Source organism: Runella defluvii (assembly GCF_014195535.1).
Lineage (GTDB): Bacteria > Bacteroidota > Bacteroidia > Cytophagales > Spirosomataceae > Runella > Runella defluvii.
Window position 1 is genome coordinate 91,917 of the sequence record NZ_JACIBY010000001.1, and the last position, 16,368, is coordinate 108,284.

Sequence of the window (16,368 nt, forward strand, 5' to 3'; positions counted from 1 at the left end):
GCCATGAATAATCCAGCATTCCAAGACCTTCAAGCCACGCAATACGAAGATTTGTACCACGTTGACGACGCGCCTGTGGCCGATTTGCGCATCAAAGCGCTCAGCCGAATGGGGTGGTGGGCGGTTATTTTTGCCCTGACGGGCATGTTGGCAGGCGCACTGATTATTTTGCCCGATACCATCCAAACCCCGTTTGTGCTAAAATCAGAAGTGACCGAAGACATTTATCGTTTTCCATCGGCGGTTTATGTAGAGCGGGTACACGTTCATAACGGTCAGCAAGTAAAGGCAGGCGATACGATTCTTGAAATCAGCGCTCCCGACATTGCCGCATTGACGGCAGACCTGACTTCTGCCCAAGCCAATTTGAAAAGTTTTGAGCAGTTTAAAGCGGTGGCAACGCAAAATGAACGGCAGATTATCGAAGTCAACATTCAACGGATTCGAGAAGAAATTGCGTTAAAAAAATCACAGCTTGCCATTGCCGAACAAAAATGGGCGTCGGAATCGCAAAAACTAGCCCACGAAGCGCAAGAAGCGAAACGCCTTTTTGTAGTAAATCAGGAATTATACAAAAACGGAGATGTGAGTAAAAACGAACTTAATCAGCACGAAACGAATGCCTTGCGTTCCAAAAATGCGCAAGAAATTGCTTACCAAAGTTATTTGGAAAGCCGTAACCTACTCCAGCGCGACATCGCTTCTAAAGAGTTGGAAATAACTGGTTTAGAAAAACAAATTGCCAAAAATAGCAACGACCATCTGCTCGAAGGTGATCGCCTCAAAGGAAGTTATTCGTCGGTGCAGCAGCGTTTGAAGGGAACTTACGGAGTTTTTGAAACGACAGCCGACAATCATTTGCTCTTAAAAGCCAAGCACAACGGTACGGTCTCGTTTGTGTTTGAAGGGGATAAAGAAGTAGCTCCAAGTACTATTTTGCTCAAAATGATTTATGAAGACGCTCCTTTGTACGCTTATACGCAGGTCAATTCGTCGCAAATTGGCAAAGTAAAAGTGGGACAAGAAGTGGTAATGAAGCTGGATGCCTATCCCGTGTACGAATGGGGCGGAGCAACGGGTATGGTATCAGAGGTATCGCTGACGCCTAACGAAAAGGGAATGTTCAACGTGCGGGTACAAGTCGAAGACTTACAAAAACTGCGCGGCCGCCTCAACATTGGTATGCTAGGTAAAGCCAATATCGTTACGGATGAACGTACGATTTTTGGGTACTTGTTCCGCAAGTTTCAAAAAACAACGTCCGCGTTAGTTGAGTAGGTATTTTAGAGAAGTTAGCCACCTTACTCAAAAAAATGTTACTTTTGGGCAACGTTAGTCACCAACACACTCGTCCCAAGCATGGAAAAATTAGACTGTCTCAATCAAGTCGCTGAGTTTCACCGTACCTTCAAACATCCTATTCTCTCTACTCCCCAAATTCCTTCTGAAGACCGCTGTAAATTGCGCGTTGCACTTATCGCCGAAGAGTTAAAAGAATTGGAAGTAGCTATTTTAGAAAAGGATATTTTTGGGGTGGCCGACGCACTTGCCGATATTCAGTATGTATTATCGGGAGCAGTTCTTGAATTTGGTTTGGGAGAACAGTTCAAAGCATTGTTTGACGAAGTTCAGCGCTCCAATATGAGCAAAGCTTGCAACACCGAGGAAGAAGCCCAAGCAACCGTAAAACACTTCCAAGACAAAGGCACGGAATGTTATTATGTCGAAGATGCAGGGAAGTATTTGGTGTACCGTACCGCCGATAACAAAACGCTCAAATCTATTTTTTATTCACCTGCCGATTTGGAAGGTGTCTTAAAATAATAAATTATGTCGTTTAAGAAACTTGTTTGGCATGGAGTTTGATGTCAAATTAAGTATAATAATAGAGTAGGGTAATTTGGCATTAGCCCCGTTCCATTGGAGCGGGGCCATGTTTTGTTATAGGGGGTAACTAATTCTTCTTAATCAATTTAAGGGTGCGCCGCCGACTAGGGAATTGTACTTGCAGTAAATAACTCCCTTCGGCCAAATGCGAAGTCGCAATTTCAAGTTCAGAAAGGCCATCGAGTGTAGCATTTTGGTAGATAGTGCGGCCATCAACACCATACAGTATAAGTTCCTTTACAGGCTCAGGGGCATGATTCCAGTTCACTTTTAAAGTATGTTGGAAAGGGTTTGGAAATGCTTTTATGTCTTCGTCGGTGCTTATATCCAATGCTTCCGCAGCCAAGCGTGTCGTAGCCGAATGGCAAGGAGTGCTCTGTGAAGGCCCCGTTCCCGTGGGCGTAAAACTGCTGCTGTTGGTCACCACAATTTTATCAATGCGTATGCCATCTTCGCGCATCCAGATGTTGAGCACGTTGTAGCCCGGAGTAGTGACATTGGCCGTAACCCGAACGGCACTAACGGCTCCTACCCACGTCCACGCTGTGCCTCCGTTGTTATTGATACCATTGGTAAAGTTAGAAGAAACAGAAACCCCGTTGAGACCTACATAAAATGCGTCGTCGGAGGTGGTACTTGACCCTGCTGACATCCGAACCCAAACATAATATGTGCCGGGCGTGCTGATATTGAGTACGTAGTCGAGGCGAGGGCCGTTTAGACTTGTGCCTGTGTTTACACCAGTCCCCGTTACGCGCATAGCTACGCCGCCCGAAGCACTTGAGTTGGAAAACGACGACCAAGAACGTGAAGCTGCCGAACCCGTTCCTGCGGCAGCCGTGTTGTAATTTTCAGCTTCAACGGTTACAATACCCCCTGCGTCAGAATAACATTGGGCAGGAAAACAAGTACTAGAAGCACTTGTACTGCCTGGACAGTAAGTTTGGAAGGTAGAGGTTGCGGCTGTGCTTGAGAGCGAAGGGCAATTGGCCTTGACGCTGTATTCGTAGGTCGTAAATGACGTTAATCCCGCTAGAGCACTGGAAAGATTGGTCGAAGTTGAACTTTGCCAAGTACTGCTTCCCGTGGGGCGATAATCGAAGGTATAAGAAGAGGCACCACTGACACTTGCCCACGAAACGGTTGCGGTAGAACTACTAAGGTTCGTAACCGTTACACTGGCGGGCGTGGGGCAGCTAGGTGTGTTGTAGGTTTTGGTAACGGTTTGTTGCTGAACGTGCATTCCGTTATCAACACTGATGGTAAAAGTAATGGCTGTGCCTAGTGGCGTGGCGGAATCTATGGTAAAGCCAATGCCATCATTGAGGGTTTGTAAAAATCCAACGGTAGCGTTTGTATAGGTTTTAGGGGCAGCTACCGAGGTAACATAGGGACTCGTTGACGATATACTAACGGTATAACTCGCATTTTTGAGGCTAAAGTTTTTGAACGCATACTGAAGGGTACTATTGGTACTGGCAAAAGTAGCGGGGCCATTGTCGGTAGCAGTAGCATAGAAGGTTGAAACACGCAAAATTTTCTTGTTCATATCAATAGTGCTATTGCACAACGGAACTATGCGCGTAGAGGCAGGCCAAAATCCGTCAGACGAACTTCCTACTTCTGGGGTAAATCCAAACATTTTCACTTTACTTGTTTGTTGGCCATATTCCCAGTCGGGGGCGGTGCCGTTGGCCGTATAACCCACCGTTTGGTAGGCATTGCCTGCTACAAAGCCATTTTCTTGGGTGAAATAGGTGCTAATTTGCTGAAAAAGCGCTTGTTCGGGATTATTGTTGGGGTTGAGGCTCTCAAAAGGGTAGATTAAATAATTGCCATATGAGTGAAAATTGATGGTAGTAACAAACGGATGTTGTTGGCAAAACAGGTTGACGGCATTGGTTTCTGGTTCCGAAAAAGCGGCGGTACCTCGGTAGGTATCGGAGGTTTGGGTGGGAGAGGAGCCCGTATTGTTTAGCGCATAATTGTAGCCGTAATTGCGGTTTAGGTCAACTCCGTACGAGCCCCCTGAATTGAGCCGACGGTTTTTGCGCCACATTCCCCCGCCGTTGGGGTTGGTGGTTTGGTTATAGACGTAGCCGTCGGGATTGAGGCAAGGCAAAATGTAGAGTTCTGAGCTGTTGAGTAACGTCTTGACTTCGGGGTCAGTATTGTAATTTTCAAGTAAGTGCCACATAAAAAATACGAGCTGGGTAAGGCTCATAGGTTCACGGGCATGGTGGAGGGCATTCATCATGAGTTCAGGCTCGTTTTCATCTACGTCGGGGTTGTCACTGATTTTGACCATATAAATGGGGCGGCTCTGCACAGAACTTCCTATCGAAACTTTGGAGGAAATCAGGTTAGGGTAGAGTGCTCGCATGTTGTCAAGAATAGCCTCTAACTGTTGAAAAGTGTAAAAACCACCCATACTTCCCGTACCAAAGTTAGCGGGAGTTGGTACGGCACTTGTTCGGGCCATTTGACCTATCTTGCGGTTTTGTTCATCCATTTTAAGATTGAAAGCTTGATACGATTTTTCAAGGTCTTCAATCAAGTAGTTTACTTTTATTCCATGTTTGCGAAAGACCCGTAGGTCGTTATCGGAGATTTCGGCCACTAACGTTTTTTTGTCAAAACTAAAGTGGTCAATTTCTAGGCCATCGTTAAACAACTTTTCCAATTGATAAGGGTCAATGTTGACCTGTATGCGGTGAAATTTAAGGCGATTTTGCCCAAAAGAAGTGCAGAAAGCTGCTAATAGCAGCATGGCGGAGCATAAAAATGGTTTCATAACGGACACGATATTTGGTTTATAACGTTGTAAAAAACGATGATAATGTTGTCATAAAAAATGACTTTTCCAAATACATATTCATGTAAAATAAAAAAGGCCGAACCTGTGTTCGACCTTTTCAGACATCAATCTCAATTTATAAAAAATTAACCCACCAGTTCTTAATTTAGTACTTCCTCAAGGGGAGTATATGTCAAGCCCCACGCATCGGCAACGGCTTTGTAAACAATCTTGCCATTTACGACGTTTAGACCTTTTTTCAATTCTTCGTTTTGAGTGCAAGCTTGTTGCCAACCTTTGTTTGCCAATTGAATTGCGTACGGCAAGGTCGCGTTGGTCAAAGCAAGTGTTGACGTATAAGGTACGGCTCCTGGCATGTTGGCTACGCAGTAGTGAACAATACCGTCGATTTCGTACGTTGGATTTTCGTGTGTGGTCGGCGTACAAGTCTCAATACATCCGCCTTGGTCAACGGCCACGTCCACCAATACCGTTCCTTTTTTCATCAACGAAAGCATGTCACGCGTGATGAGGTGAGGCGCCTTCGCACCAGGAATCAACACGGCTCCTACGATAAGGTCAGACTGTGAAACTAATTGACGAATGTTGTACTCGTTCGACATCACAGTGTCGGCATTGGCAGGAAGTACATCTTCCAAATAACGCAAACGGTTCAAGTTTACGTCCACAATCGTCACGTTAGCACCCAAGCCTGTCGCCATTTTAGCTGCCTGAGTTCCTACAATTCCACCGCCCAAAATCAATACATTGGCAGGTTTTACGCCTGCTACCCCGCCGAGCAAAATACCGCGTCCGCCCATTGGTTTTTCCAAATACTTGGCACCTTCCTGAATCGCCATCCGACCTGCTACTTCCGACATAGGTACCAAAAGTGGCAACGAGCGGTCTGCTTTTTCTACGGTTTCGTAGGCCAAACATACGGCGTTACGTTCAATCATTGCGTGCGTCAAAGGCTCCGACGAAGCAAAGTGAAAGTACGTAAACAGCAATTGATTTTCTTTGATTAATGCGTATTCCGACGTAATCGGCTCTTTCACCTTTACAATCATTTCGGCGATTTCGTACACCGCTTCAATGGTTGGAAGGATGGTTGCGCCCGCTTTTTCGTATTCCGAATCTTCAAATCCACTACCTACCCCTGCCGTTGACTGTATGTAAACGGGATGGCCATTTTTACGAAATTCTGCTACTCCTGCGGGAGTCAACGCTACGCGGTTTTCGTTGTTTTTGATTTCCTTAGGTACGCCGATAATCATTGTCGTAATTGGTTTAGAATAAGTGTCAGAATGTTGACTTTTGGAATACGGTACAAAATTACGGCGAACGAAAATATTTTCTGTTATTGAAAAATAAATAAGAAAATAAAACTTATTTATCGAAAAAAAGATGAAAAATTTCTATTATTGAACTGAATTTTGATTGAAAGACGAAAAATATTCGCCCCCTTTAGTATGGTTCATCTTGACGATACCGATTTGCAGATTTTGAGGCTGCTGCAAACCAATGCACAGCTGACAATCAAAGAGATTGCGACGCAGATTAATCTCTCCATTACGCCCGTTCATGACCGCATCAAAAAACTGGAACGGGAAGGCATCATCGAAAAATACGTGACGATGCTAAACCGCAAAAAACTAAACAAAGGCTTGGTGGTTTATTGTAATGTAACCCTCGATAAGCAGCAACATGAAAACTTTCGTGAGTTCAACGAAGCCATGCTTCAAATGCCTGAGGTGGTAGAGTGCTGCGTGGTGTCGGGGACGTTTGATTACCTCATCAAAATCGTGGCCACCGACGTGGAGAGTTACCACGCCTTTTACCAAGAAAAATTAGCCAGTTTTAAAGCCATTTCGCACATCAGCAGTTTTTTTGTGATGTCGGAAGTGAAAAGCACGACGGCAATACCGATTTAACCATCAAAACCTATCAAGTTGTCTTTTGCAAATAAAAGTTACTCTTCTCATTTTTTGAAATTTTACCGTTTGATAAATATTCTTGAAAAAGGAAAGCATATTTTTTGAGTCTATAATTCAAATTTCTATCATTGAGAATAAAAACTAAGGTGTGTTTTTGGTTGACATACTGGCTATGTTATTATCTCAAAAAAAATGAAAAGACTAATTGTACTGATTCTATTCATTGCCAATGTCTGCTTTGGGCAAAATTCTCCTCTAAACACAATGGGGAAAGTCGTTCCATTTAGTATAAAAGACTTTAAAACAGCCAGTTTGAATGTGGGACCTAATGCACCACTAATCCAAGAAATGGCAGTTAAGTTACCTACTCCAGATGGTAATTTAAAAGACTTTGTTTTAAACGAAACCTTGATTAGTGACAGGAAAATACAAAATATCCAGACCTTTGATGGTACGTCTAGTGATGGTACAATTAAGATAAAAGTAACCCTATTGCCAGAGCGAATAGAAGCATTGATGCATACGCCTGATGGCTATTTTATTGTAGAACCGTTTGATTCAGGCCCAAACTTATACATTGTATATGGAATGAATGAGGTTCCTGCAGATAGAATGAAATGTGGGTCAAATGAAGAAATTATCAACAATATAGTTAAAAAAAATGGACGTGTACTAAGCAGTAGCCCTTTTCCAGTAGGTTCTCAATTAAGGGTCTTTCGTATGGCTGCGGCTGCTACGGGAGAGCTTGTAACATTTTATGAAGGACAAGCCAATGCGCTGGCGCGGATTGTGTCGGTGATGAATGCGGCCAACCTTATCTATGAACTTGAGGCTTCGATTCGGTTTCAGCTGATTACGGCTACGACTGATTATAGCCTTCTCTTTACCAACCCTGCCACCGACCCTTTTACTCCTGACCCTAATTTTGCAAGCGCTAACCAATCACAAATAGGGTTTAATACCATGAATACCAATGGGACACTTCCCTATTCAAATTATGACGTAGGACATACGTTTAGTATTTATACGGCCACGGGCATTTCATGCAGAGGACAAGCTGGAACGGCTCCTTGTAATAACTCTTTCAAAGCACGAGGTTGGACGGAGTGGAGCTCGTCCACCAATTTATCAACTTCAGGGCATTTAGGATTGGTGGTGGGGGTAATGGTTCATGAGGTAGGTCATCAATTTTCAGCAGCTCATACTTACAATGCCACAGGAGGAAGTGTGGGTTCTCCTACTTTTTGTGAAAGTGGGTGGTCATCCACCGATGCCATTGAGCCTGGAGGGGGAAGTACACTCATGAGCTACGGCAACAATTGCACATCTCCTACTAATCAGTCGTTGACTGGAAACAACAATCTACAATACTTTAATACCAAAAGCTTAGAGAAAATTTATAACTTTTTAATCAGTACAGCCAATTGCCATACTGCGAGTGCTACCAATAATACCCCTCCCGTTGCAAATGCGGGGGCAGACATTACGATTCCTAAAGGGACGCCTTTCAAACTTAGTGGAACAGCCTCCGATGCCAACAATGACGCCATGAGTTATACATGGGAGCAATATGATGTAGCAGTAGCCAATGATAAAGGAGCGTTGGGGACTTCGGTGGCGGGGGTTGGTGGTTATACGGCTGTCAACAGTACTACAGCACCATTGTTTAGAAGCGAAAGATCTACTACGACCACCGAGCGAACGTTCCCTAAATTAGCTTACATTCTCAATAACGAAAATAATCCTGCTGATAATGAGGGAGAAGACCTGCCACAAGTAGCTCGTACAATGAAGTTTCGTTTTACAGTACGTGACAATAAGCCCAACGGGGGAGGGGTTGATTCAGACGAAACCGTGGTTACAGTCGCCAATTCGGGGCCATTTTTGGTTACTTCACAGAATGTTTCTGAACTGTGGATTTACAATGGGAGTCGTACTGCTACGATTACATGGAGTGTCAACGGGACTAATACGGCACCTTTGAACGTAGCAAATGTGAAGATTAGCCTCTCAACCGACGGAGGGAATACTTTTCCTGTTGTATTGGCAGCTAGTACCCCCAACGATGGTTCTGAAACCATTATCATCCCCAACAATCAAACTGCGCAGGGTAGAATTAAGATTGAGCCTGTGGGGGCATTTGCTTTTTTTGACATAAATAATGCCAATGTAACCATCTCTACTTCCTGTAGTGCAGAAATTTCAAGTATTACCCCCGCAGAACCTGTCACAGCCTCCGCGGGCAATAGCGCCTTGAATCTAAATCTGAGTGCTTATGGCACTGGTATTACCTCTTTTAGTGGTACAATAGACAACTCAGATGCCAGAACAAATATGGTGTTTTCTAATTCGGGCTCTTGTAGCTCTGCTAATACTCCTTACTATGACATCTATGCTTTCAAAGTAACCACTGGGGGTAATTATACCTTTACAAAATCGTCTGGGACTTTAGGGTCATACGTGATTAATTTGTACAATGGCACGTATTCTTCATCCAATCCGTGTGCAAACTGGGTAAATTCAAGCGGAAATTTTTGCAGTCCACTCGTGTGTCTAAGTTCTAATGTGACAGCTAATTTGACGCCTGGTACTTACTACTTGGTTGTGTCTGGTTTTTCTAGTACGGATGTGGGTAATTACACAATCACTCCATCAGGCGGAACGGTTTATAATCTTGTCCCAACCCTCAACGCTCCCTACGCTTATACTTATCCAGTGATCAATAGCAACGGCACGATTGTCGCTTTTAGCGATAATGCTAATTTGACCAATACTGCTACCTTCCCAACGGGAAATTATACGCTTTATGGTTTGTCTTACCAAGGGGGGCTAAACTTAGGTTCTTATGTTGGCACTAGTTTCGTTTCCTTTCAAACTTTGCTGGATAACAACACCATTTGTGGTAAATTAAGTACAAATTCTAAAAATGTAACCATTAATTGTGGTGCATTGCCCAACCAGCCGAGTGCATTTACAGTATCATCTTCTACCGTTTGTCAAGGACAAAACAACGTGGTCTATACAATTCCAACGGTAGCTGGTGCAACGAGTTACACGTGGGGGTATTCTGGAACGGGTGCGACGATAACAGGAAATACGGAGAGTGTAACTGTCAGTTTTTCGACCGTGGCTACGGCGGGGACGTTGAGTGTGGCGGCTAATAATAGTTGCGGAACGAGTACCGCGCGCACAGTGGAGGTTACAATGAATGGAGTACCAACGGCGACGTTATCAGGAACCCAAACGATCGTGGTGGGGCAGAGTGCGAACTTGAGTGTTATGCTGACAGGTACGAGTCCATGGAGCATTGTTGTGAACGGGACGACGTACAACAATGTCCAGAGTTCACCTCATCCATTGACATTCACTCCGATTTCCACGACGACCTACACGTTGAGTAGTGTGAGCAACGTCTGTGGTACGGTCAATGTGTCGAGTAACAACACAGCAACAGTGACGGTGAATCCTGCTGCGGCTTGTGATAATGAAATTTCTGGGACATTGGTAAGCAATACCAATGCCATTTGCCCCAACGAATCAGCTGTTTTGAGCGTCTTAGATGCTCCTTTGGGCTACACCTACACATGGCGTGTCAATGAAAGTGTCGTCGCCAATGAAAATAAACCTACGTTGATGGCTAATCAAGTGGGTATTTATCGAGCTGATATTGCCCCGAATTGGTATCAAGTAGAACCTACACCTACGCATGAACACCTCTATGGCCTTACTTTTTTAAATGACTATAACGGGTGGATTGTAGGGGAAGGAGGGACTATTTTGCGGACGCAAGATGCGGGAGAAAATTGGTCTAAAATTTATTCAGGAGTAACCCAAACGTTAAATGATGTCCACTTTACGACTTCCAATACGGGCTGGATTGCAGGCGATGGAGGGAAGTTGCTCAAAAGTACCACAGGTGGTGTGAGCTGGGCAAATGTAGGAGTAGCATTTAATAGTAAAGCTGTTGATTTTTTCAGCCCCAAAATAGGTATTGTTGTGGGTTCTTCGGGCAATGTGATGTTTACTTCGGACGAAGGCAAAACATGGACTAATGGCAGTAGCGCAACAGCCAATACCCTGAATGATGTTAAATTTGTTTCAGCTAACGTTGCATTGGCGGTAGGTGATGGCGGAGTGATTGTAAGAAGTACAGATGCGGGGCAAACGTGGAGTAATGTGGCTTCGGGAGTTACTGCTAATTTTAGCCGGGTCTATTTTTATAACCAAAACCTCGGCTGGATTATTGGTAATAATGGAGCTATTTTGAGAACAACAGATGGTGGTGTAGTTTGGAACAGTGTAACGATAACGGGCGAATATGCAAATCGCGAATGGAAAGATGTCTATTTTACAGATACTACAAACGGCTGGTTGATTGATTACGGAAATACGTTACTTAAAACGATCGACGGAGGAAATTCGTGGAGTTTGGTAACGCGCTTTTTTCAAGATGGTATTAGTCTAAGTCAGGCAAATCGAATCGTTTTTACCAACAGACAGTCTGCTTATATTATCGGTGTATGGGGAGCCATTCTTAAAAGTACCAACGGTGGAAACAACTGGGCGGCAAAAGGGAACAGTTCTTCTTCCTCGCTAAACGATGTTCAGTTTTTAGATGCAAACAATCTAATTGCAGTTGGTGACAACGCAAAAGTGTTGAAAAGTAGTAATAGGGGGAAAAGTTGGAATAAAATCGCTCCGACAGGCCTTGAACCTAATAATTGGCTCAAAGCAGTACATTTTATTTCTTCGTCGGTCGGCTGGATGGGCGACTCAAAAGCCAATATTTTTAAAACAACGGATGGAGGTACCACTTGGCAAAAACAAAGAACTGCCGTTGATGGAGAGAATCTCAATGACATTGTATTCATAAACCCTAACAAAGGTTTTGGGATTGGAGTCAATGGCTTATTTATTGAAACACTAGATGGGGGAGTAAACTGGTCAGTAAGAAATATTGGTTCTGGAGCGTCATTTTTAAAAATTTTCTTTGTCAATAGCACGACTGGATGGATTTGTGGACAAAATGGTCTATTGCTCAAAACAATGGATAGTGGTGCTACGTGGCAGCCACAAAGTACTTCAACTACCAATCAACTATCTAGTGTGTTTTTTATAGATTCTTCGATTGGGTGGGCAGTAGTAAACGCGCTTGCGGGGGCACAAACAATCATTAAGACTACGGATGGGGGAAATACCTGGAGTACGATTGCTACTACCCCCACCTACGTCAAGGATATAAAGTTTGTTGATAGCAATAAAGGTTATATCTGTGGTGGGAATGGGTATATTGCTACGACGACGGATGGCGGGGCGACTTGGGTTCAGAATGTGACCAATACGGCAACCCCTCTGAATACATTAGCATTCAATTCATTGGGGACAGCGGTGATTGTTGGGGATGCTAATACCATCTTTCGCTACAATTCAAACGCTTGTACTTTTACAACTAATCTTGTTAATGTTGCCAATGCTACGCTTATCAGTGCCGCGACGATGTCGGGTACTTCTCCTCTTTCAACACCATTTGTTTATAAGTCCAATCAAACAATTTCGTCATCACAACTGATTCATCCAGGAGCAAACATTGAATATAAAGCGGGTAATAGCATTACGCTAACACCAGGTTTTAGTACATCTGACCAAACTACGTTTCAAGCCGAGATTAAGGGCTGCAACAATTAGGTTACTAAATAGTTTTTATTTTTGTTGCAGAATAGACGACAAATTCAAAAGCTGCTAGTAACCTTAAAGGGAGCGGGGAGTTAGCTATTACTTTCCCCGCTCCGTTTCATTTATGATACTTCAATCCATCAATAACATCGCCGAACTCTGCGCCCGTAAAGGAGTCCAAAACGTAGTGATTTCACCAGGGTCGCGAAGTGCGGCGCTTACCTTGGCGTTTGCGCGCCATGGTAGTATAAAAACAAAAGTAATTCCTGACGAACGAGTGGCGGGTTTTGTCGGTATGGGCATGGCACAATATAGCGGCCAAACGGTGGCTTTGGTATGTACCTCAGGCAGTGCGGCTTATAACCTTGCCCCTGCGGTAGTGGAAGCGTTTTTTCAAGAAATACCGTTGCTGGTGTTGACCGCCGACCGCCCCAAAGAATGGATACACCAACAAGACGGGCAAACCATTTACCAAAATGAGTTGTATGGCAAGCACGTCAAAAAGTCGTTTGAACTTCCTGCTGATTATGCCCATCCTGATACCAATTGGTACATCGAACGTGTACTCAACGAAGCGATAAATCTTTCCCAAACGTACCCCAAAGGGCCAGTACACGTCAACGTGCCGATTCGCGAACCGTTTTACCCCACGGCCAACGAAAAAATCACCTACGACCGCAACGTCCGTTTGGTCGAGCGACTTGCAACGCAACCGACCCTTTCTCCCGAAACGTGGCACCGTTTGCAAGAGGAGTTTGAAAATACGTCTCGCGTACTGATTGCGGTAGGACAGCTTCCGCCCCAATCGGCTTTATGGAAGGTTTTGAAAGAATTTAGCGAAGAAATGGGTGTGCCCGTGTTGGGAGATATTATTTCAAACATTCCTGCCGACGATGCTTTTGTTCGCCACCATGATGTGTGTTTGCGGCCAAAAAATCACGAACAATTGGCTGATTTACAGCCTGATTTGTTAATCACCGTGGGAGATTCGTTTATTTCTAAAAACCTGAAACTGTTCCTGCGCAAGTTTGCTCCCGCGCGTCATTGGCACATCAAACCCACCGAGCAGCTGATAGATACCTTTCAAACCCTGTCGTTGCAAGTGCCCGTGGAGCCAGTTTATTTCTTTCAAAAATTGCTAGAGGATATTGATTACCAGCAGTTTGTGCATCAAGATGATGACAGTGAAGAGCGGACCCAATACCGCGAAAAATGGCTGCAAGCCGACCGTAACGCCCAACGGAAACTTGCACAGTTTTTTCGTCAAGAAACCCGTTGGAATGAATTTACGTTGGTTGATTCTCTCATGCGTTCGTTGCCCGAAAATAGCGTCTTGCATTTGGCCAACAGTATGCCCGTGCGCTACGCAAACTTAGTGGGGACAAGCACCCAAGTTGAAGTGTTTGCCAATCGTGGTACGAGTGGGATTGATGGTTGCACAAGTACGGCCGTCGGTTCGGCGATGATGACTGATAAGTTGGTGTTTTTGCTGACTGGCGATGTCTCGTTTTTTTACGATCGCAACGCGCTTTGGCATCCACATCTTCCTGAAAACCTGCGCATTGTACTTTTTAATAATAACGGTGGAAATATTTTTAGGTTGATTGATGGGCCGTCGGCACAACCCGAACTGGAGCAATATTTTGAAACGCGTCACCATACATCGGCACGTAATGCGGCAGAGGATGCAGGCGTTACCTATTTTGCTTTGGATAATAATACAAATAATCACCAGGACATGATGGCTGCTGTTTTGACTGGCACTGTCCGAGAAGACGCATTTGAATCCATCTGGAAGCAATTTTTGGTTCAAAATGGCAAAGCCAAATTGTTAGAGATTTTTACTGATCCTGTGATGAATGGAAACGTTTTTGAGGCGTATCGAAAAATGAGCTAGCTTGAACACTTAACTGTTTTAAAATAAGATAATGTTCCAAAGAGAGTGGATTGATTTCCAAGAATTTCCACCTCTTTAAAACCTGCTTTTTGCATTAAATCAGGGAGTTTTCCTTCGACATTATCGTTGGTGGTATAAAAATTGTCAAACACCTGTAACACAAAAAATAAAAACCTCATCAGAGCGGTTTCTGATTTTCCCCAATCTGCAATGTGCAACTCTCCCTGTGGTTTCAGTACCCGATTGATTTCTTTAAAAGCTGTTATTTTCTGAGCAGTAGTCAAATGATGAAATACCCAAGAAGATAAAACTTTATCAAAGACACAGTCGGGGAAAGGGAGGGTACTTCCTTCATGGGTTAACAACGTAATTGCTGACTTTTTTTGACTGATTTTCTTTTGAGCGATGGCCAATATCTGCGGGTCAGTATCTAAGCCAATAACTGTACCACTACTACACCGTTCTTCGATGAGTAGCGTTAGGGTAGCAGTACCGCAGCCAAAGTCTAATACTTTTTCATTAGGCTGAAGTTGTGCTTGGTAAATCAAACGATTTTTGACTTTTAGCTCAGGCATGGTCAATCGGATAAACCAATCGTAGAAAGGCGTTAGAAAATGATATTTGAGGGCTGGGATGTAGGTCGTGGGCATCAGTTTTGGGGAGGTTGTGGGTACAATAGACAAATAAATGAGTCATATTGCAGTAATTGCAAAACCTGCTGGACTTTATTTCCATAAACAAGCAATCCAATACGAAACCGCTCCTTTTCCACAAATGAATAATTTTACGCTCAATCGTCGTCGATTTCTTCAAGGGACTTCGGCTTCTATAGCATTATCCACCCTAGATGCTAGTGGTTTAAATGTGAATAATCCTGCCAAAACGTACCGCGTTGCCTTGATTGGAACGGGCTGGTACGGAAAAAGTGATTTGTTCCGCCTTATTCAAGTGGCTTCGGTAGAGGTAGTAGCCCTTTGTGATGTGGACAAAAACATGCTTGAAGCCGCTGGGAAGCTGGTAAGCCAACGCCAGAAATCAGGCAAAGTGCCCCTTTTGTACGGCGATTACCGCAAAATGCTCGCCGAAAACAAACTCGATATTGTGCTGATTGGCAGTCCTGACCACTGGCATGCCATGCAAGCGATTGACGCCGTTAAGGCGGGAGCGCACGTGTATGTACAAAAGCCGATTAGTGTCGATGTAATGGAAGGTGAAGCGATGGTAGCGGCTGCTCGTAAGTACAAGCGAGTGGTACAAGTAGGCACTCAGCGAAAAAGTACGCCGCACTTGATTGAGGCCAAAAAGAACATTGTAGATGCAGGTTTGTTGGGGAAAATATCGCACGTAGAAATGTGCTGTTATTATCACATGCGCAACAACGGAAATCCACCTGTACAAGCCGTTCCTGACTTCTTTGATTACGAAATGTGGACAGGCCCCGCGCCAATGCGTCCGTACGATGGTTTGCCGCACATTCGCTGGTGGCGGACGTTTAAAGAATACGGAAATGGCATCATGGGCGATATGTGTATTCACATGTTTGATACCGTGCGATGGATGTTGCATTTGGGCTGGCCTAAGCGCATTACATCGTCGGGGGGAATTTATGTGCAAAAAGAAGGTAAATCAAATATTTCAGATACGCAGTCGGCGATTTTTGAGTACGACGAACTGAACTGTGTATGGCAACACCGCACGTGGGGAACACCCAATAATCCCGATTATCCGTGGTCGTTTACGCTCTACGGCGAAAAAGGGACGCTTTGGGCAAGTACGATGGCGTATGATTTTATTCCACAAGGAAAGGGTGAAAAGATTCATAAAGATGTGGTGTATGAAAAAGAAAAATACCCCGAAGATTTGACCGAAGAACGCATTGAGCTAAATGCCGCCCCTGCGACGCGCTTGCACATGCTCGATTTTATTGCGGCTATTGAAAATAATTCGCGCCCAGTGGCAGATATTGAAGAAGGACACATTTCGACGGCTAGTTGTATTCTTGCCAATATGTCGATGGAATTAGGGCGTCCTTTGGTATATGATCCTAAAAAACGGGTGGTTGTAGGTGATGCCGAAGCAACAAAAAAATTGGTTCGCCCCTACCGAGGCTCATGGGTGCATCCAGACCCCAATCTAGTCTAAAAACAAGGCGAAAAACAAGGTTTTAGGAGCAGAAA

At 44.2% G+C, this 16,368-nt stretch carries 9 protein-coding genes; 6 read left to right on the forward strand and 3 right to left on the reverse strand.

What is annotated here, in order from left to right:
* Nucleotides 1-3 precede the first annotated feature (3 nt).
* Together FHS57_RS00315 and FHS57_RS00320 are read left to right on the forward strand one after the other, a co-directional pair.
* Nucleotides 4-1,278, forward strand: a complete 1,275-nt coding sequence (locus FHS57_RS00315; RefSeq protein ID WP_183970878.1) for an HlyD family secretion protein — start codon at nt 4-6, stop codon at nt 1,276-1,278.
* An 81-nt stretch (nt 1,279-1,359) separates the two neighbouring features.
* Nucleotides 1,360-1,824 (forward strand): pyrophosphohydrolase domain-containing protein, encoded by a 465-nt coding sequence (locus FHS57_RS00320; protein ID WP_183970879.1) that lies wholly within the window; start codon nt 1,360-1,362, stop codon nt 1,822-1,824.
* A 130-nt stretch (nt 1,825-1,954) separates the two neighbouring features.
* On the opposite strand, the gene FHS57_RS00325 is transcribed toward FHS57_RS00320, so the two are convergent.
* Both FHS57_RS00325 and ald read right to left on the reverse strand, forming a co-directional pair.
* Nucleotides 1,955-4,681: a M14 family zinc carboxypeptidase gene (locus tag FHS57_RS00325; RefSeq protein ID WP_183970880.1), complete on the reverse strand. Its 2,727-nt coding sequence runs from the start codon at nt 4,679-4,681 to the stop codon at nt 1,955-1,957.
* Between the two features lie 164 nt (nt 4,682-4,845).
* Nucleotides 4,846-5,961: an alanine dehydrogenase gene (ald, locus tag FHS57_RS00330; protein WP_183970881.1), complete on the reverse strand. Its 1,116-nt coding sequence runs from the start codon at nt 5,959-5,961 to the stop codon at nt 4,846-4,848.
* A gap of 195 nt (nt 5,962-6,156) precedes the next feature.
* On the opposite strand from ald, the gene FHS57_RS00335 reads away from it, so the two are divergent.
* The 3 genes from FHS57_RS00335 to menD all read left to right on the forward strand — a co-directional run bounded on the left by FHS57_RS00335 (nt 6,157) and on the right by menD (nt 14,191).
* Nucleotides 6,157-6,618 (forward strand): Lrp/AsnC family transcriptional regulator, encoded by a 462-nt coding sequence (locus tag FHS57_RS00335; RefSeq protein WP_122934045.1) that lies wholly within the window; start codon nt 6,157-6,159, stop codon nt 6,616-6,618.
* A 195-nt stretch (nt 6,619-6,813) separates the two neighbouring features.
* Nucleotides 6,814-12,306, forward strand: coding sequence for a YCF48-related protein (locus FHS57_RS00340; RefSeq protein WP_183970882.1), 5,493 nt, complete (start codon nt 6,814-6,816; stop codon nt 12,304-12,306).
* Nucleotides 12,307-12,418: 112 nt separating this feature from the next.
* Nucleotides 12,419-14,191 carry a 2-succinyl-5-enolpyruvyl-6-hydroxy-3-cyclohexene-1-carboxylic-acid synthase gene (menD, locus tag FHS57_RS00345; protein ID WP_183970883.1) on the forward strand — a complete coding sequence of 591 codons (1,773 nt, stop codon included), beginning with the start codon at nt 12,419-12,421 and terminating at the stop codon, nt 14,189-14,191.
* Here menD and FHS57_RS00350 read toward each other — a convergent pair.
* Nucleotides 14,188-14,841 (reverse strand): class I SAM-dependent methyltransferase, encoded by a 654-nt coding sequence (locus FHS57_RS00350; protein WP_183970884.1) that lies wholly within the window; start codon nt 14,839-14,841, stop codon nt 14,188-14,190. The two genes, menD and FHS57_RS00350, sit on opposite strands and share 4 nt — an antisense overlap.
* A 124-nt stretch (nt 14,842-14,965) precedes the next feature.
* On the opposite strand from FHS57_RS00350, the gene FHS57_RS00355 reads away from it, so the two are divergent.
* A complete protein-coding gene (locus tag FHS57_RS00355) occupies nt 14,966-16,333 on the forward strand; it encodes a Gfo/Idh/MocA family protein (protein ID WP_183971739.1) in 1,368 nt (455 codons plus the stop codon).
* Nucleotides 16,334-16,368 lie beyond the last annotated feature (35 nt).